Annotated in this window: 14 protein-coding genes and 2 pseudogenes; 7 read left to right on the forward strand and 9 right to left on the reverse strand. The window is 39.3% G+C overall.

The genetic code is table 11. The annotated features are described in order from the left end of the window. Positions 1-672, forward strand: a pseudogene (locus AC33VI_RS02165) (glutaredoxin family protein); the annotation flags it as partial. A 146-nt stretch (positions 673-818) separates the two neighbouring features. Here AC33VI_RS02165 and AC33VI_RS02170 read toward each other — a convergent pair. Continuing rightward, entirely contained in the window at positions 819-3,566 is a 2,748-nt protein-coding gene (locus AC33VI_RS02170; RefSeq protein WP_491780630.1) for a cation-transporting P-type ATPase, read from the reverse strand. A 288-nt stretch (positions 3,567-3,854) separates the two neighbouring features. Here AC33VI_RS02170 and AC33VI_RS02175 point away from each other — a divergent pair, with 288 nt between their 5' ends. After that, entirely contained in the window at positions 3,855-4,571 is a 717-nt protein-coding gene (locus tag AC33VI_RS02175) for a phytanoyl-CoA dioxygenase family protein (RefSeq protein WP_491780631.1), read from the forward strand. Positions 4,572-4,578: 7 nt separating this feature from the next. On the opposite strand, the gene AC33VI_RS02180 is transcribed toward AC33VI_RS02175, so the two are convergent. The 4 genes from AC33VI_RS02180 to AC33VI_RS02195 all read right to left on the reverse strand — a co-directional run bounded on the left by AC33VI_RS02180 (position 4,579) and on the right by AC33VI_RS02195 (position 6,960). Continuing rightward, on the reverse strand, positions 4,579-4,944 hold the full coding sequence (locus AC33VI_RS02180) for a TMEM165/GDT1 family protein (protein ID WP_491780643.1): 366 nt from the start codon (positions 4,942-4,944) through the stop codon (positions 4,579-4,581). Positions 4,945-5,097: 153 nt separating this feature from the next. Beyond that, positions 5,098-5,895 carry a glutathione S-transferase family protein gene (locus AC33VI_RS02185; protein WP_491780632.1) on the reverse strand — a complete coding sequence of 266 codons (798 nt, stop codon included), beginning with the start codon at positions 5,893-5,895 and terminating at the stop codon, positions 5,098-5,100. Between the two features lie 113 nt (positions 5,896-6,008). Then, positions 6,009-6,410, reverse strand: a complete 402-nt coding sequence (locus AC33VI_RS02190; RefSeq protein ID WP_491780633.1) for a VOC family protein — start codon at positions 6,408-6,410, stop codon at positions 6,009-6,011. Between the two features lie 40 nt (positions 6,411-6,450). Then, a complete protein-coding gene (locus AC33VI_RS02195; RefSeq protein ID WP_491780634.1) occupies positions 6,451-6,960 on the reverse strand; it encodes a TIGR02652 family protein in 510 nt (169 codons plus the stop codon). An 85-nt stretch (positions 6,961-7,045) separates the two neighbouring features. Between AC33VI_RS02195 and AC33VI_RS02200 the strand changes: the two genes are divergently transcribed. Both AC33VI_RS02200 and AC33VI_RS02205 read left to right on the forward strand, forming a co-directional pair. After that, a complete protein-coding gene (locus AC33VI_RS02200; protein ID WP_491780635.1) occupies positions 7,046-7,561 on the forward strand; it encodes a gamma carbonic anhydrase family protein in 516 nt (171 codons plus the stop codon). Between the two features lie 194 nt (positions 7,562-7,755). After that, the gene (locus AC33VI_RS02205) at positions 7,756-9,066 is read left to right on the forward strand and encodes a diacylglycerol kinase family protein (RefSeq protein ID WP_491780636.1); all 1,311 of its coding nucleotides are present in this window, start codon (positions 7,756-7,758) and stop codon (positions 9,064-9,066) included. Positions 9,067-9,311: 245 nt separating this feature from the next. Here the strand turns inward: AC33VI_RS02205 and AC33VI_RS02210 are convergent, their stop codons facing one another. Continuing rightward, positions 9,312-9,755 carry a GNAT family N-acetyltransferase gene (locus tag AC33VI_RS02210; RefSeq protein ID WP_491780637.1) on the reverse strand — a complete coding sequence of 148 codons (444 nt, stop codon included), beginning with the start codon at positions 9,753-9,755 and terminating at the stop codon, positions 9,312-9,314. Positions 9,756-9,772: 17 nt separating this feature from the next. Beyond that, entirely contained in the window at positions 9,773-11,488 is a 1,716-nt protein-coding gene (locus AC33VI_RS02215; protein WP_491780638.1) for a potassium channel family protein, read from the reverse strand. 267 nt (positions 11,489-11,755) lie between these two features. Here AC33VI_RS02215 and AC33VI_RS02220 point away from each other — a divergent pair, with 267 nt between their 5' ends. Continuing rightward, complete coding sequence (locus AC33VI_RS02220) at positions 11,756-12,184, forward strand: tetratricopeptide repeat protein (protein ID WP_491780639.1); 429 nt, start codon at positions 11,756-11,758, stop codon at positions 12,182-12,184. 268 nt (positions 12,185-12,452) lie between these two features. Here AC33VI_RS02220 and AC33VI_RS02225 read toward each other — a convergent pair whose 3' ends face one another. Continuing rightward, on the reverse strand, positions 12,453-14,261 hold the full coding sequence (locus AC33VI_RS02225; RefSeq protein WP_491780640.1) for a DVUA0089 family protein: 1,809 nt from the start codon (positions 14,259-14,261) through the stop codon (positions 12,453-12,455). Between the two features lie 814 nt (positions 14,262-15,075). On the opposite strand from AC33VI_RS02225, the pseudogene AC33VI_RS02230 reads away from it, so the two are divergent. Continuing rightward, positions 15,076-15,513: pseudogene (locus AC33VI_RS02230) on the forward strand (transposase); the annotation flags it as partial. Between the two features lie 297 nt (positions 15,514-15,810). Here AC33VI_RS02230 and AC33VI_RS02235 read toward each other — a convergent pair. Next, positions 15,811-15,996, reverse strand: coding sequence for a hypothetical protein (locus AC33VI_RS02235; protein WP_491780641.1), 186 nt, complete (start codon positions 15,994-15,996; stop codon positions 15,811-15,813). Between the two features lie 292 nt (positions 15,997-16,288). On the opposite strand from AC33VI_RS02235, the gene AC33VI_RS02240 reads away from it, so the two are divergent. Next, positions 16,289-17,624: 5'-3' exonuclease H3TH domain-containing protein (locus tag AC33VI_RS02240; protein ID WP_491780642.1), on the forward strand; the 1,336-nt coding region annotated here is incomplete at its 3' end.

Genomic DNA, 17,624 nt, shown 5'->3' on the forward strand with positions numbered 1-17,624 from the left:
GTGCTAATTATTCTCCTTTCCTTGTTGACTCACACCCGAAGTAGAAAACAGATGGCAATCATTGGTTCTACTTTTGTCGCTACTTCAGCGATTATGTATTTTGTCTTTATCATGGCGATGGTTTTGGTTGGCTCTTTGTTTTTAGAACAATACGGCACAATCGCCATGTTAGGATTGGGCATTGTAGTTGCGATCGCAGGATTGATTAACCTTAAAGATTATTTCTGGTTGAAGCAAGGTTTTTCTCTCTCCCTCTCAACAAAACAACAATTAGCTGTCAGTAAAAAAGCCAGCCAAATCTCGAAAACTCTAAAAGCAGGACAACAGAATAAAACAATGCTCTTTACTGCTTTGGGCGGAACGGTTTTATTAGGGATCTTCGTTAATATTATTGAGTTGGGCTGTACCGCGATTTTGCCTGCGGTTTATATGACTAGTCTGCTGAATTATTGTTCTTCAAGTTTATGGTGGTGTGCGGCTTTTTGGACGGGAATTTATGCGATAGTTTATATTATTCCTCTAGTGGTGATTTTAGCTAACTTCATTTATTCCTTTAAGTCTTCAAGATTGAGCGAATCTCAAGGAAAAATCCTCAAACTAACAGCAGGGATCTTTATGTTGTTCTTTGGGCTGCTAATGATTTTTAAACCAGAGTTATTGACTTTTAGTTAATTTCAAGAAAATAGTTTTTAGTTTTTAGTTTTTAGTTTTTAGGACAACTAACTACTAACTACTAACTACTAACTACTAACAACCAGATCGATAGTCAGTAGCTTAACCCTAAGTCAGCTTAAGTTACAGAGAAAAAGAGATCGGCTCTATTTTTTGGTTTGAGGTGGATCGATTAAGTTGGCAAATGATGCCATCGGGATCATGGGTAGCATTGGCAGCAAACAAATAAGTCCTTGACTGAAAGTAAGTGGTGCTGTGTCAAACAGAGTATTCATTAAACCCCACTGACTAAAAATGATTTGTAGAATAGCAGCCGTTACAATACCAATAATTAAGATTGGTGCTTGGGCGATTGCATTTGTTCTACGGCGTAGATAATTGATTATATTGCTTCCTAACTGGCTGATACTTACTAGATAGACCATCCTAGCTGCAACTAAAGATTGAATTGCCATGGTGCGAGCAACTGCAACATCTCCTGTAGTAGATTTTGCCCACTCAAACATCCCAAAAATTAAAATCCAGTTAAATAATGATACCGCTAAGATTCGCATGAGTAGTTTGCGAGTGAGCAAGGGTTCATTGGGATTGCTGGGTGGCTGCTGCATCATTCCCTGAGATTTGGCTTCAAACGCCAAAGGAACGGTCATGGTAATGGAATTAATCATATTGAGCCAGAGTACCTGCAAAGAAAGAATTGGTAAATCCCTGGCTAGCAAGGCACTAATTAGAATAGTCATCGATTCACCACCATTAACAGGTAAGAGAAAGGCGATCGCTTTGCGTAGATTTTGATAGACGGTGCGCCCCTCTTCTACTGCTGCTTCAATAGAGGCAAAATTATCATCGGTTAGGAGCATATCAGCCGATTCTCGCGCTACCTCCGTTCCTCCTTTACCCATTGCAATGCCAATATCAGCTTGTTTGAGGGCAGGAGCATCATTGACACCATCTCCAGTCATTGCCACAATTTCTCCTTGAGACTGAAGTGCTTCGACTAGTCGTAGTTTTTGGGTAGGTGCAACCCTGGCAAATACCGAACCCTCTCTAACTGCCTGAGCCAGATCTCCATCGCCCATTAGCTCTAACTGTTTGCCTTCATAAGCTAAAATACCTTTTGTCTGGTTAATGTCCATTCTACGGGCGATCGCCTGGGCAGTGGTGATATGATCCCCCGTAATCATTTTGACTTGAATTCCCGCCGTTTGACAAGCATGGATTGCCGAGATAGCTTCGGGGCGAGGGGGATCGATCATGCCCTGTAAACCGAGAAAAACTAGGTCTGTGGCAATGTCTTCATGGTCGATCGAATGCTGGTGATGACTCAATGGCTTTTTGGCAAAAGCTAACACTCGCAAACCTTTTCTTGCCATATTTGCTACTGCTTGTTCGATCGGCAGGCGATCGAAAGGGATGACTTTACCATCGCGATCGACGGTTCGAGAACATCGACTCAGTAACGACTCTACCGAACCCTTGACGTAAATTATTGGGTCAACCCCATCATGTAAGGTTGCCATATATTGATACTCTGATTCAAAAGGAATTACATCCAATCGCGGTTGTTTAGCTGCCAAACCAGATTGACTCAAGCTGGCTTTAGCTGCTGCTGTAATCAATGCTCCTTCGGTGGGATCGCCTACAACCATCCAATCTTCTCCTGTTTGTTTTAACTGGGAATCATTACAAAGTACTCCAGCTACTAAACATTCTTCTAAAGCTGACGGTAATTCATCTTCCAAAGGATTGGTGGAATCGCGATCGCCCTGAGGGCTAATTTCTCCTTTAGGACTATAGCCACTACCGCTCACTTTATAATATTTATCGCCTACATAAATACTCTGTACCGTCATTTGATTTTCCGTTAGAGTGCCAGTTTTATCCGAACAAATAACGGTGGCATTGCCCAAGGCTTCCACCGCAGGTAATTTACGAATAATGGCATGACGACGTGCCATACGGTTGACTCCAATTGCCAAAGCGATCGTAACAACTGCGGGTAGCCCTTCAGGAATGGCACTAACCGCCAATGCTACCGTAGCTTCAAACATATAAAGCCAAGATTCACCTTGTCCCAAACCAATGGCAAAAGTTAATCCTGCCAGAGTTAATACTGCATAGAGTAAAGTACGGCTAAACTTAGCAAACTTCCGAGTTAACGGCGTAGTCAAGCTAACTTTTTGCTCCATCGATTGAGAAATCTGCCCGACTTCAGTATTGTTAGCTGTAGCGATAACTATGCCCCTGCCCTGTCCAAAGGTAACAAAACTTCCTGCATAAGCCATATTGATCCTCTCTGCCAGGGGGGTATCGTGAGGTAAGGTTTGGATAGATTTATTTACTGGTACAGATTCCCCAGTCAAAGCAGACTCATCTATCTGTAAATTACGCACTTTTAGCAGTCTTAAATCTGCTGGAACTTTATCTCCCGATGTCAGCAAAACTAAATCTCCAGGTACTAAATCCTGAGAGGGGATTCGCAGGGATTGTCCTTCTCTTAGCACAGTTACCTCTGTGGTGACTGATTTTGCCAAAGAAGCGATCGCACCTTCGGCTTGAGCTTCCTGCACATAGCCAATTACGGCATTAATTAGGGTAACTCCCCAGATTACGGCTGCATTTGTCCACGAACCTAAGACTGCTTTAATCGCTCCTGCCAGCAAGAGAATATAAAGTAGTGGTTGATGAAATTGCAGGAGAAATTTTTGCCAAGCTGGTTTGCCTGGCTTGAATTTTAATTCATTCCAGCCATATTTTTCGTAGCGACGGGCGACTTCTTCTGGAGATAAACCTTCTGTGGAATTGCTGCTGAATAATTCAATAATTTCTGTTTCCGAAAGATGATGGTATGTCGAACCTTTCTCTTTAGGCTGAGATTGTAATCTTACTGACATATTACTTTCCAGTTAATTAAAAATTTTCTCGATCGATCTAGATTTATTTAAAAGCTTCAATCTGGGCTTTGAGCTAAAGAGGTTTTAAAATTTTGCTGATTAAGACTTTGTCTTCTGTACTTCTTTTTGAGTTAAAGAGTGAAAATAGAAGTAAAGATGATATTTGTTGACTATAGTTATCAATTATAGATTAATCCCAATTTTAAATTAAGATTTCATTTATTTATCTATATAGAAAGTATTCACCATAATAGATTGCGATCGCAGCATCGAACAAAGTAGGGAGTCATGAGTAATGAGTACAGTAGTTGTCTGAAATTAGTAAATGGTTATAAAATATTGCCTCAAGTTATCGATCGCCAGTTGATCGATTTATTCAGAAAAGAGATTGCCAAATACACTCGATATGAAGAAATTCACGGTATCAGGAATGTACATTTAAAAGTTCCTGCTATTGGAGAATTAACTCAATCGTCGCTTATCGGTAATATGCTGGATAACTACAGCGATCCTAAAGACTATAAATTAATTAAGGCGATTTTCTTTAATAAAAACCAAAACAATAATTGGTCTGTACCTTGGCATCAGGATAAAACTATTGCAGTTAAGGAAAAAGCTGCTTTAGATGGATATAAAAATTGGACGGTCAAACAAGGCATTCATCACGTACAACCGCCAGCAGAGATTTTAGAACGTATTATTACAATTAGAATTGCTTTAGAAAATTGCGATCGCTACAATGGTGCGTTAAAAATAATACCGCGATCGCACGAATTCGGAATATTAGATAAAAAAGCAATAGATCGCCTCGCTCAAACAGAATCTTCTGTATGTTGTTCGATGAAAGCTGGAGATATATTAATTATGCACCCCCTGATTTTACATTCTTCACCTAAAAGCACTAGCGATCGAGCAAGAGGTACTATCCATTTAGAATATAGTACTATCGAATTGCCTCCATCTTTATCGTGGTACTTATCAACAAAATCTCAAAAAAATTTCTAGTTTTAAATTAAGAAATAGCTAAAACATCACTAACCAACCATGCGGTAATAATTAATAACAAGATCCCTACAGACAAATCTAAAGTTTCGGGAGTTAGTTTTTTCGACAGCCAATAACCGATAGAAACCCCAATCAAACTAGTGGCGATTAAAGCTAAAGCAGCCCCTGCAAATACTACCCAAGGTGCTTGTGACTCCGCACTCATCAGGAGGGTAACAATTTGAGTTTTATCTCCCATTTCCGCTAAGAATATGGTGATAAAGGTAGAGCTAAAAACCAACCAAAAATTATTTTGTTTTCCTTGACCAGTTTTAGAGATTAATGTCTGGTTTATTTTTTCTGTTGCTAAAGGTTGGTTCTTGCTGGTTTCCATTAAAGTGTCGATCGCTCTTTGATTATCGTTCAATAATATTACTTTATTAAAAGATGTAAATAAAAATTTTAAGCATAAAGCGATCGCTTGTTGCTAAATTACTAGAAATGCGATCGCTCAAAAATAATCTTCGATTAAAATTCAGGTTTCCAACTACTCAATGGCAATAGAGGTGGGAGAAGAACTAGAACTATTACTACCAGAATCACCAGAACCTTTACGGAAATCTGCATACAAGCGATCGCGCCAAGCGAAAAATGGTTCAAAAGCAATATTATCTGCCAATCCTGGGATACCTTTACCTTTGAGGGGATCGGGGATATCTAAATAAGAACCTGCGGGGAACTTTAACATTACGCTCAATCCCGCTACAGCCAAGTCAGCTAGAGTAGGAGTATCTCCCGTTAGATAGGGTTGGTTTTGTAGAATCAAACACAATGCTTCCAAGTCTTGAGTCAAGCTTTTTTTCGCTTCTTTAACTGCATCTCCCCCAAAACCGACACCAGTACCCAAAACATCGAGTAATTCACCTGGAATTGCGCCTACTGCCGTTTTAAGGATATCTGGAGTGTTGGCAGGTAAAACGGAAGTACGGAAGTTTTGATTTTGGTTCAAAGCACCAATGAATGCTTTTCTAGCTTGCAAGCCAATGGAAGCATCTGCCCATTCTTCAATTAGCAAACATTGTCCTTTAGCTAAACTATCGGTGGGAATAATTGGACGTTCGGGATATTTTCGTTCCAGATAAAGGGCGATTTCCGTAGAATCAGATATATAAGTGCTGCCATCTTTGAGTACTGGTACTTGACGAGAACCAGATTTTTGCAACAGTTCTATTTGTCCGACTCCTGGGGTAACTTCAATCTTGCGATATTCTAATTGCTTGTAATCTAAAATGAGGCGAACTTTTTCAGAATACTGAGACAATTCAAATTGATATAGTTCTAGCATTAAAACTCCTTATTATTGAGATAGATTTTAGGTATTATTTACAGTTGTTAATTTAGCGCATCGATAAACTTTAGTACATCGCTCTATAGTCGGTAAATCAAAGAGTTAAGAGCTTAGGACAAAACACGGATAAACTCTAAAGGTAAACCGTCAGTATCGGCGATAAAAGCTACCTCATAAATAGAGTCGCCAATTTGTTGTTGTTCGGGTTCTAAAAGAATTTTGAGAGGAGCGATTTTCTCTTTCAATTCTGCCAACCAAGCAGATAAATCTGAGGTAATCTCGCTCAGATCGAAAGATAAATGATAGTAGCCCACATAATGCTCGTCACCAAAAGCATCGGGGGCGGGTTTTGGTTCGGGGATTTGAATTAATTCGATCCGCCCCCCTAAGCCAGTCATCCAACAAGCCAGAGTATATCCCGTCGTAAAACGCTCTTTGACTGTAAAACCCAATCCTTCGTAAAAAGCGATCGCTCGATGAATATCTGCGGTACGAATTGAAGCATGGTGCATCTCGATTAATTAGTTGGAAATTTTAGATAAATTTAAGCTTTTACTTATCAAATAAAAAGCGATAGGGATAGTGACGGGGTACTCCTGGCTCTTTTTCTAAAATAAAATTAATAATTTCCCAATAGGGTTCGGCATCTTTTTCGGGACTAAAACCAATTGGTAGTCCGTATAATTTGGGGGATCTATACTCCGAAGCATCTCGCCAAGGATGGCTGCGTTCTAAATAAGAACTAATCAAATCTCGATAGCGATGGGCAATAATCACCTTAGTAGCGCGAAAACCTTCAGCATACAAAGCATCCAAAGCTTCGTGAATCTCGAAACGAATGCCGTCGGGATGGGTATGCTGACGATACCATTGCTTTTCCCACAGTCGCCAACGTCTGCCAGAGGGCAAATGGCTTAATTCCTTAATCTTGGGATCTGCCTCAAAAGCACCATGACGATTGCACAGATAAGTATCGGTTAAGGTCAAAGCGGGAATAGATTGTCGGCAATGGGGACAAATTATTTCAGGACCGAAAATAGGATATTGTAAAGCTAAATTCATAAATTCAAAAAATTATTCTTTTACCTTATAACACGGGTTACTCTAGTCAAACTGAAATGTTTCTACTATCCTAATTTTTATTATTGTGACTGAATTTCCCCATCCTAATTGCGATCGCCCAAATTTATCATTGGCTGCGTTTGTCGCTGATAATGCTACGGTAATTGGTAATGTATCCCTGGCAGAAGGCTCTAGTGTTTGGTATTCCGCTGTAGTGCGGGGCGATATAGAAGCCATAATTATCGGCAAACATAGCAACGTTCAAGATGGTGCAGTTTTACACGGCGATCCTGGCAAGCCGACTATTCTAGAAGACTATGTAACTGTAGGTCATAAAGCCGTGATTCATTCTGCTCATATAGAAACAGGCTGCTTGATTGGGATTGGCGCGATCGTGTTAGATGGTGTTAGAGTTGGCGCGGGGAGTATTGTGGGGGCTGGTTGCGTGGTAACCAAAGACGTTCCAGAGCGATCGCTAGTAGTCGGAATTCCCGCCCGCAAAATCAAAGAGATCGATGATAAACAAGCAGCAGAATTAATCGAACACGCCCGTAATTATGAGAAGTTGGCGATCGCTCATGCTGAGAAGGTGATTGAGTGACGACTAACAACTGTACAGGCTGCTGGTCAGCATTCCCTTGCGCCTGACGGCGACGCGGGGTCTGACCATTTCGCGAACCGCCCCCTACCAACTGTAGGGACGTTTCATGAAACGTCCCTACCAACTAACAACTAATTTTTGTTAATCTTTAGTTTACGAGAAATTATTCTCTTGTTTATTTAAAGTTAACTTAAATGAAGCGATCGACCATATTTAAAGATTTATTAGGTGTTTTTCCTGCAAAGCCACAATTACAAGCAAAATTGAACTCTAATTCTTTAGTTTGGCAGTCAAAGGGAAAAGAAGATCAATTATCTTTAGAAGATGTGGTGGGAGTTTCTTTAGTCGATCCCCAAAATGCTGAATTTCCTGCTTTAATTCTGCACGCTTACCCTATAGATAAAACTGACAAGAAACAATCAAGGGAATTAAAAGAATATTGCTTTACTTGTCCGAATATAGAAGTGCGATCGCAATGGCATCGGGCAATTTCTAATACTCTGATGGGAAAAGAGATCGATGCACCTTTAAAACCCAGACAGTTGCAGGTGATTATCAATCCAATTAGCGGTAAAAAACAGGCATCGCAAATTTTTGCTAAAATTCGTCCTCTGTTCGATCGCAGTTGCTTAAACTACACCGTCAGAGAAACTAATAGTAGTAAAGATATACAAGATTTTGTGCGTAATTTAGATTTAACAGAAATAGATGGATTGGTTATCGTGGGAGGAGATGGCACAATTCACGATGCGATCGCAGGATTAACCAGTCGCCCCGATTGGCAACAGGCGATCGAATTGCCATTGGGGATCATTCCTGGGGGTACGGGAAATGGTTTGTCTAAATCATTATTAGAATTGTCGGGAGAAACTTACAATCCCCTCAATGCTGCTTTTTTAATTGCTAAGGGCAAACAGCAAAACTTCGATTTAGCAGCGGTTAAACAAAACAATAAAAATTACTTTAGTTTCCTATCTTTAGCTTGGGGATTGATTAGCGATGCAGATATCAAGTCAGAAAAGCTTAAATTTTTGGGCGCATTGCGTTTCGATCTCTATGCTCTCTGGTTAATTTGTTTATTACGTACCTACAAAGGTAAGTTTTCTTTTATTCCCCATCCAGATTGTCAAGCAATTGACGATTCTAAAGTCAAAAAACAAGGAGAATGGTATGTCATGGAAGATGATTTTATCTTTTTGTGGGCGATGAATACCCCTTGGGCAGCAAGCGACATGAATGTAACTCCTTATGCTCGACTAGACGATGGAGCGATCGATGTTTTAGTCATGCGTAAAGGAACATCCCGCTTAGAACTTTTAAAAGCTTTGTTGCGTTGTGGCAAAGGAAAACATCTCAATTTACCCCACATTGAATATTATAAGGTTAGTTCTTTTCGTCTCGAACCTCTGACAAAAAAAGGTCTCTTGGTAGTAGATGGCGAACTTGTAGATTACTCACCCATTGAAATGAAAATTATGCCTAATTTAGCTTGTGTTAATGGTTGATAAAACCAAATAAGATAAAATACCTAAATGTTTGCAACATAATGATGATGAATTAGCTGACTATAACCAGATTAATTATGATTATCCCCATCAACCAAAGTATGATTTTGGCAGAGTCGATGCGATAGGCTCAATTTTCAATCTCTAAAGAATTAGATAACCCTTCTTGATTGAGGGATGCAGGAGAATATCATTTTGTTACTAGCTGTACTTATCATTGATATTCGACCTCCTTACTAAGCTTTTTATTGTATGGGTAAACGAGCGATCGCTTTGAGATGAGAAATCCCCGCTTCTTCAAATTTCTCTCCTACCACTGCAAAACCTAGTTTCTGATAGAGAGCAATAATATATGCTTGAGCATGAACGATCGCAACTGTTTTATTTTGCTGTTGAATAATTTTTAGAGCAACAGACATCAGATTTTTACCGACACCTTTTCTTCTGGCTTGAGGCAGTACTGCTAATCGTTCTATTTTGGCAGTATCAGCATCTATGGCTCTAATCCTAGCCGTACCCACTGCTTCGCCATCTAAATAAGCCAGTAACTGAATTGCATCTCGATCCTTACCGTCAAACTCTAGTTCGGGAGATACACCCTGTTCTTCTTGAAAGACTTTGATTCTAATAGAATTAATCGCAGCGATCGCATTCTGATATTCTACGGTTTTTATTTTTAAAGAACCCATCGAGAAGGAGCTAGAAATTAAACATTAAAAGTATCTTCCAAGCGATCGAGTAAGAGATCCGATCCTGGGGTGCGCCAGAGACGATCTAAACCACTAGCGGGCATAGTTAAATATAGAACATCTTGGGGCTGCAAACGAGTCTTTAATAAATTCCAACTGTGTAAAGTGGTATTTTTTCTCTCTAAATATAAAGGAACGAGATCGGACTCGATCGCAATTTCTCGAATGGTACGGTTGCAAAAAGGATGATTAGTAGTAATCATGGTGGCTAAAGCTACCCAAAGTAAATCTTGAGTCATACCATTGCCTAAAATTCTCCCTCCCAAAGCTGCTGCCACAAAGGAATGGGTTGCTAATTCTACAGGAGACAAAACAAAGTCGAATTCAAACACTTCTTGCATCGAACGAGCAAACTGCGGATCGCTACTGCGAACTACGGTCTTAATATAGGGAGCGATCGCTTTGGCTGTTAAGCTAATTTCTAGGTTAGTGGTGTCATGGCTGGTAATGGCAATAATGCTGGCTGCTTTTTTTAAATTAACTGCTTTTAAAGTAGAAGAAATGCTAGCATCTTCAATAATGACGGGAATCCTTAAACACCGAGCCGTACGCAAGAAACGATTGTTGGGATCTGATTCGATCGCCACTACTTCATATCCTTGGTGATGAAGCTGTCGGGCGACTTGAATGCCCAAACCGCCCAAACCACAGACAACATAGTGGTTTCTGCGTGGAATTCTGGCAGCATCTAGAGTTTGGCGAAAACGACTGCCCAAAACAAAATCATTAATTAAAGCGTAGCAAATACCGATCGCCCCAGCCCCGACAATCATCATTACCGCAGTAAAGACTTTAATATATTCCGCAGCATCTTCTGCTACTTCTTCTTTTCCCCCAGCCCCCGTAATCATACCCACAGAGAAATATAGAGCATCTGCTAGAGAAATATCTTGGTTGATGCCAATATAAACGGCAGTAGTAAAGAAAATGATGCTTAATAACGCCAAGCTAACTAAAGCAACGGGACGAGCGTAACGTTGATAATAGGGTATATTTAAAATTGCTTGAGATAGTTTATTGCGCCACGAGCGACGTTTGATAAAAACTCTGGGTTTAGTACCGACAATCAAGCGATCGCCTTCTTGCAATCTCTTACCCTGTTGAATGGCTGAAACCAAGTCTATTTCCCCCACTACGGGAAGATAATAAATCAGCATCCGATTGGGATCGTCCCATAATTCCCTTAATTCCCGATCTAGCCAAGGAGAATTGCGATCGATAATTTTTTCTTGAATTGGCCAAGTGCGATCGAATAATTTTAATTGACCGATCGCTTTGTTACCCAAGGCTGCAAAGGTAAATAGTGGTGAAGAGAGGGCAGCTACGCTCATCGTAAAATGATCTGGTAGGGTGTTATCCAGGCGATCGCCCAAAGCATGATTGAGCAAACGATTAATAATTCTAATTCTAGGATTTAAAATTCTAGCCTGAGTTAAAATTGCCAAATTGAGCGCATCGTTACTGTATGCTAAAACTAAAGTCTGCGCTTTTCTGATTCCTGCTTGAATCAGTATGACATTATCTCGCGGATCGCCAATAATAATTTTTTTACAAGTGCTGAGATCTTGAGGATCTTCGCTAATCGCTACGACTTCTGCTCCTTGTTGCTTGAGTAAGCTATAAATTTTAGAACCAGTACGCTCCAAGCCACAGACAATTATTTTGGGTTGCATAGAATTTAAATCGGATCGGTCGATAAATTGCCATCTATCTTTAATTGTCTTGAATCAATTGCCTATTTACTGTATCTGCGTACACTTTATCTATCTAACCTGAGTTCGGGATATAAAGAGTTGCTCGAAGAGAATAGTTCTGAGTTTTTAGTTTGTCCTCAGCTAATTTTGTCTCGATTGTCGAGCGGAAAAACGTTAGATTCAGCGTCAAAATGGGTAAACTAAATCGCTCGTTGCAATTTGATTTTAGTACAATTTGTTCTAGCTATGTTTTCCAAATTCAGACAGCGTTGCTTCTTCTGGTTAATTTTTGTCTTATTCGGATTACTAATTAGCTTATATTCTAATTTTCACCCCATTGCTCCTAGATCGGCTCAAGCTGTAACTGTTGAGAGAGCAAATAAGGAAAGAGATGTTAGGGAATTAGAAAAACAAGGTCAACACTACTATTCGATCGCCCAATTCGATCGCGCCATTGAGTTTTGGCAGCAAGCAGAAGCAAGATATGCAGAAGGAGCAGATTTTTTAAGTCGAGGACGGGTATTGAGTAATTTAGCCTTGGCTTACAGTCAACTGGGAGATTGGCAACAAGGAGACATCAACATCAAAAGTAGCTTACAAATAGTCCAACAAGATAACCGAGTCAATTCGGTCGATAGAGTCGCAATACTGGCTCAAATAATGAATGGCAAGTAGGGAGAAAATGAAAATAACAACAAAATTCAAACTCTCCCTATGATGAAATATGACCGATATCAAAAATTCCGTCAACAAACTTACCAGATGTTAGGTAAAGCCAAGGATGCAACATTTGAGTTGATGGACAGCGTAGCGATTTCCCCCACTTTTTTCGCTCTCCTAATTTTGCTAGTGATTTACTTTACTTTAGAAGATTTTTAGCTTAACCGAGAAGTATTGCGCTAGATCTCCCCCGTAAAGTAGCTTTAGCGATTTACAGCGGTTTTTAGATAAAATCTTCTTCTGAGATATTATTAGAATCGACTCCGATCAATGTAGCTACGGAATTACCAAACAAAGAAATTTCTGTACTAAATCCGAAATTAGAGTCTTCAATTGTCACATCAAAGAAACTAGCACCTTGAATCAGAATCTTGTCTGTACCATCTGTAAAGTCAAAAATTCGATTGTCTACACCGTCAATACTGGCAATAACAAAAATATCTTCTCCCAAGCCACCATACAGAGAATTATCACCTCCATCTCCTTGCAATACATCTGCCCCAGCATTGCCAAAAAGCATGTCTGAACCTTCACCACCGACTAAGGTATCGTCACCGTTGTTACCAGTCAAAATATCATTACCAGAACCACCAACAAGATTGTCATTTTGTCCAAGTCCTGTAATGATATCGTCTCCACCTCTTGCTTGAATATAGTTATTACCTTGATTGCCGAATAAAACATCTCTGCCATCTGTGCCTTCAATGTTATTAAAGACATCGATCGCTAGTTCGTAATCTCCTGTACTAGAGAAGTTATCGAAATCGAAATTAGTTCTGCCATTAACTGCGTCATAATCAAAATTGGCATAGCCACTAACCCCGACATAGTATTGACCAGCACTAGAAGCAGTAAATTCGATGTAGGAATCTAAAGAAAAACTTTCTCCAGGGGCTTCATTGTCGTCATTAACCGCCAATTCATTGCCCAACTCGTCAAATAAACGTAAGATTGGGTCTAATCCAGTTTCTCTTTGGGATGCATTGATATTAAGAGTTACGGTATCTCCCTCATTAAGTTGAAACTCAAAGATATCTGCATCACCTTGAGGATCGATACTGTCTGGAATAACCGCAGAATTTTGTCCGTTAGAACTGACACCACTGTCTATTGCTTCCCCTATAGTATTGTCTGGATCGTCATCGGGTACTACTTCAGCTATTTCAATATTCAGATCGTAATTACCAGTACTAAAGCCGTTGTCTTGAGAGAAATTGGTTCTAGGAGTATTGGGGTCATAACTAGAGTTTCCCAAACTACTAACGCCAATATAATAATTACCACTAGTTTCGGCAACATAAGGAATAAAAGAATCGAGAGAAAAATCTTCTCCAGGGGCGGGATTATCATTGTTGCTTGCTAATTCATTACCATTGGCATCAAATAAGCGTAGCCAAGAATCTAAACCAGAACCCAATTCATCAGCGTCAATATCGAGAAAGACACCTTCTCCTGCATCTAACTGAATTTGATAAATGTCGATATCAGATTCGGTATCGATGGCATTGCTAAAAGTGGCTGATTCTCCCACATTATCTAGATTGGTGGCGATCGCTTCAGCTATAGTATCATCTGGATCGTCTACTTCTTCTACTTCCACTAAATTGATGGCAAGATCGTAGTTACCAATACTTCCACCAGCATTAGTATTATCGCTACCATTGATGGGATCGTAGTCGAAATTAGAATAACTACTGACTCCGACATAATAATTTCCACTGGTATTGGGAATATAGGTAATGTAAGAATCGAGAGAAAAATCTTCTCCAGGGGCAGGATTATCATCACTTACGGCTAATTCGCCACCCGACTCGTCAAATAAACGCAGGATTGGATCTAAACCAGAACCCAATTCATCAGCGTCAATATCGAGGACAATCCCATCCCCTGCATTGGCTTGAAAGCGATATAAATCTACATCGCTATTAGGATCGATAGTACCATCGATAAGGGTATCTCGGATTCCATCAGAACTAATTCCACTATCATTGGCATTAGTAATAATATCGTTAGATTCGGATTCGATAGACATAGTACTTATCTCCTGAAACTTGCTAAATTATCCGCAGGCTATAGAGTTAAATATGCGTGCAAAGATTTTTGTTACTGAAGCCAGGTAACGATATGGTAAATTAGTGATTAACGTCTTTTCTATCTGTTCGCGATAGTTATTCAAAAGCTTTAAGTTTCAAAGCAGACCTCTCTAGATTAGTTAGTCTTAAACCAAGAAGCTTATTTCAAAAGTTTCAATCCAAAAGAGTATTGCTTTTGGCGTTGCGGATTTCATGAAGTGACCCTGCATCGCCCTATATACCCTCTCAACGCAACTGTTTCGCTATTAGCTCTTAGTTCTTAAATTGACTTACTCAACGAGTACAAATATAGAATCATACCTGGATTCAGCAAAATCTTACTTTCATAATGAGCTTGTGTTGGTAACGCCAACTTATGTTACTCAATCTATAGCCTTAACCGCCAAGTACTTTTAGTGAATCATTTTGTATATCTACTTTTATAATAGCTTAAAATGGGAGATAAGTTACATTGGTTACAAAAGTAAATTAACAAAGCCTATCTCAATCAGGCAGTGTTGCAAGAAATTGAAATTGTCATACAGTAGTATATAACTACATTAACGCTATCTTTTATATTCTTGCAGCAGGTTGTGCTTGGCGATTAATGCCTCATGATTTACCACTGTAGTTTAGACTAACTAAAAAGTAAAAACAGAAAACGGAGAGAGAATGAAGGGCAAATAGGGAGAAGATGAAAATAACAACAAAATTCAAACTCTCCCCATGATGAAATATGACCGATATCGAAAATTCCGTCAACAAACCTATTAAATGTTAGGTAAAGCAAAAGATGCCACATTTGAATTGATGGATAGTGTAATGACAACTAGAAATGTAAGTTGTTTGGCAGAATTGTCACTTTCACCTCTATTCAGAAGAAAATGGTCGAGTACTTATGAGGCTCTTTCTGATAGTCGTCCAAACAGAAATAAATTGATGAAAAGGTACGTAGAAGAAATGCCATCATCAGAATATGTGTTGTTGGGAATAGACCACACGGCATGGGGAAGAAGAGGAGCAAAAACTTTGAAAGATAGAACCTATGAGCACCAAGCATCTTCAAATAACTCGGTGACAGTAGGACAAGGATACAGCACCATAGCATGGCTAACAGAAACACAAGGAAGCTGGGCTTTGCCATTGAGACATGAGAGGATCACGTCCTACGAAAAACCGATATCAAAGGCAGTGTGGCAACTAAAACAAGTAAGGCGCTCATGGGGGAAACCCCCATGAGCGAATCGTTCAAGAAGAAGTAGCTTAAATCTGATTTTCTCAGTTTAGTTTCACATTTTAGCTATTTTCAACTGGCTGAATTATTTTCTGATGATTGTTTTAGTCTAAACTACAGCCTGTCTCTGTTTAGCGATGCAAACACTAAAAAACGACCGCAACTTCTGAGTTCGCGCATCGCATTTGGTAGGATATTCAACGATTGGGTGGAGAGGACGGGGCTAGCATCAAAACATACCTCCTTAATTCTTTTAAAGACATAATCGAAACCAACTAGCCTTTAAACAATTCCTCTCCTGTCTTTTCTTTCAAACTTAATAAGACTCCCCAAAATCGTAGTTTTTGTAGGGTTTGATTTGATAGTAAATTGTTGGATAAGTTTCTCTCTACTGTGTTAGCAAATGTGGCACAATAACTATATTTGTGTTCTAGATTTAGTTCGCGACCAGTTCTGGTCAAGATTGTGATTTTCTTAATGTTATTAACTGTATATAACAGTCATAATAACTAAGAACAATACACCATTTTGTATCTAATATCTATGAGAAAGTTACTGTGTAGATTCCTGCTGGGAGGTACTTACGGGAATCTATCTTTGGGGGAGAAGATTGGTGTGCTTCTCTGTACCTGTAAATAATTTAGCACTCTCATTTCCTCGACACAAGGACTGTTTACTAATGTTTACAGACATTTGTTAGTCGAAACATTTACTTCATCTTTAGATATTTTTTCTCGAATAAACTAAATATATATGTCATCATCTGTTGTAACTAAAACCGCAACTTCTAATAATACAAAACCCCTATTGATTTTGATTGACGGTCATTCTTTAGCCTTTAGGGCTTATTACGCTTTTAGCAATTCTCGTCGTGGGGCTTTAATAACTTCAACGGGAATTCCCACGAGTATTTGCTTTGGGTTTCTTAATTCTTTGTTGCAATTATTGGAAATAGAATCCCCAGATTTTATGGCGATCGCTTTCGATCGAGGAGAGCCTACTTTTCGCCATGTCGCCGATGACAATTATAAAAGCGATCGCGCGGAAACTCCCGAAGATTTTATTCCCGATATGCTGAATTTACAACAGTTATTAGAAGCTTTAAATCTGACTATTGCTACTAAGGCGGGATATGAAGCGGATGATATTTTAGGGACAATTGCTACTAGGGCGAGTAATGAGGGCTATCGAGTTAAAATCGTGAGTGGCGATCGAGATTTGTTTCAGTTGGTAGATGACGATCGCGATATTAGCGTTTTATATTTGCACAATCAGACTTTTAAGAAAACCGCGCGCAACTATACGGAATTCGATCGCGCGGGAGTAATTGAGAAGATGGGGGTAACTCCCGAACAGATTGTAGATTATAAGGCTCTTTGTGGTGATAAATCGGACTGTATTCCTGGGGTAACAGGAATCGGAGATAAGACAGCGGTTAAGTTATTAAATGAATACCCAACTTTGGCAGAGGTTTATAATAATATCGATCGGATTAAAGGAGCGACTAAAAAGAAGTTAGAAACGGGCAAAGATGACGCACTACACTCGCAGTTTTTAGCTCAAATTAAATTAGACTCTCCTGTAGATTTAGATTTAGAAAAATGTAAGTTGATTGGTTTTTCAGAACAAGAAGTTTTACCGTTGTTAAAACAGCTAGAACTTAAAAAAGTAATTAGTAATATTGGCCAATTACAAGTCAAGCTGGGAGGAGAAGCAAAAGCGATCGCGAGTAAATCGAAAAAGAAACAAGATGATAGCGGACAACTATCATTATTCGGAGATAATTCAGCAGGTGAAGTCAAACTAGAAACTCAGCCAGAAGAATTATTTACTCCTGTCCTTAATACTAAAATTATTGATACTGAGGTCAAATTAAAACAATTAATTAGTACCTTAAAACAGCAAACAGATAGAGAAAACCCCGTAGCTTGGGATACGGAAACTAACGCCCTAGAAACCCATTTAGCAGAATTAGTTGGCATCGGTTGTTGTTGGGGTAATAAAGACGATGAAATTGCCTATATCCCGATCGGTCATAAGTTAGGAAAACAACTAGATAAAGAATTAGTTTTATCCAGTCTTAAACCAA

The sequence above is a fragment of the Waterburya sp. genome (assembly GCF_058530065.1).

Excerpts from the sequence above, each read along its gene's own strand:
- AC33VI_RS02195 (WP_491780634.1), bottom strand. The coding sequence starts at position 6,960 with ATGAATTTAGCTTTACAATATCCTATTTTCGGTCCTGAAATAATTTGT.
- AC33VI_RS02205 (WP_491780636.1), top strand. The coding sequence starts at position 7,756 with ATGAAGCGATCGACCATATTTAAAGATTTATTAGGTGTTTTTCCTGCA.
- AC33VI_RS02170 (WP_491780630.1), bottom strand. The coding sequence starts at position 3,566 with ATGTCAGTAAGATTACAATCTCAGCCTAAAGAGAAAGGTTCGACATAC.
- AC33VI_RS02220 (WP_491780639.1), top strand. The coding sequence starts at position 11,756 with ATGTTTTCCAAATTCAGACAGCGTTGCTTCTTCTGGTTAATTTTTGTC.
- AC33VI_RS02215 (WP_491780638.1), bottom strand. The coding sequence starts at position 11,488 with ATGCAACCCAAAATAATTGTCTGTGGCTTGGAGCGTACTGGTTCTAAA.
- AC33VI_RS02185 (WP_491780632.1), bottom strand. The coding sequence starts at position 5,895 with ATGCTAGAACTATATCAATTTGAATTGTCTCAGTATTCTGAAAAAGTT.
- AC33VI_RS02225 (WP_491780640.1), bottom strand. The coding sequence starts at position 14,261 with ATGTCTATCGAATCCGAATCTAACGATATTATTACTAATGCCAATGAT.
- AC33VI_RS02210 (WP_491780637.1), bottom strand. The coding sequence starts at position 9,755 with ATGGGTTCTTTAAAAATAAAAACCGTAGAATATCAGAATGCGATCGCT.
- AC33VI_RS02190 (WP_491780633.1), bottom strand. The coding sequence starts at position 6,410 with ATGCACCATGCTTCAATTCGTACCGCAGATATTCATCGAGCGATCGCT.
- AC33VI_RS02175 (WP_491780631.1), top strand. The coding sequence starts at position 3,855 with ATGAGTAATGAGTACAGTAGTTGTCTGAAATTAGTAAATGGTTATAAA.
- AC33VI_RS02180 (WP_491780643.1), bottom strand. The coding sequence starts at position 4,944 with ATGGAAACCAGCAAGAACCAACCTTTAGCAACAGAAAAAATAAACCAG.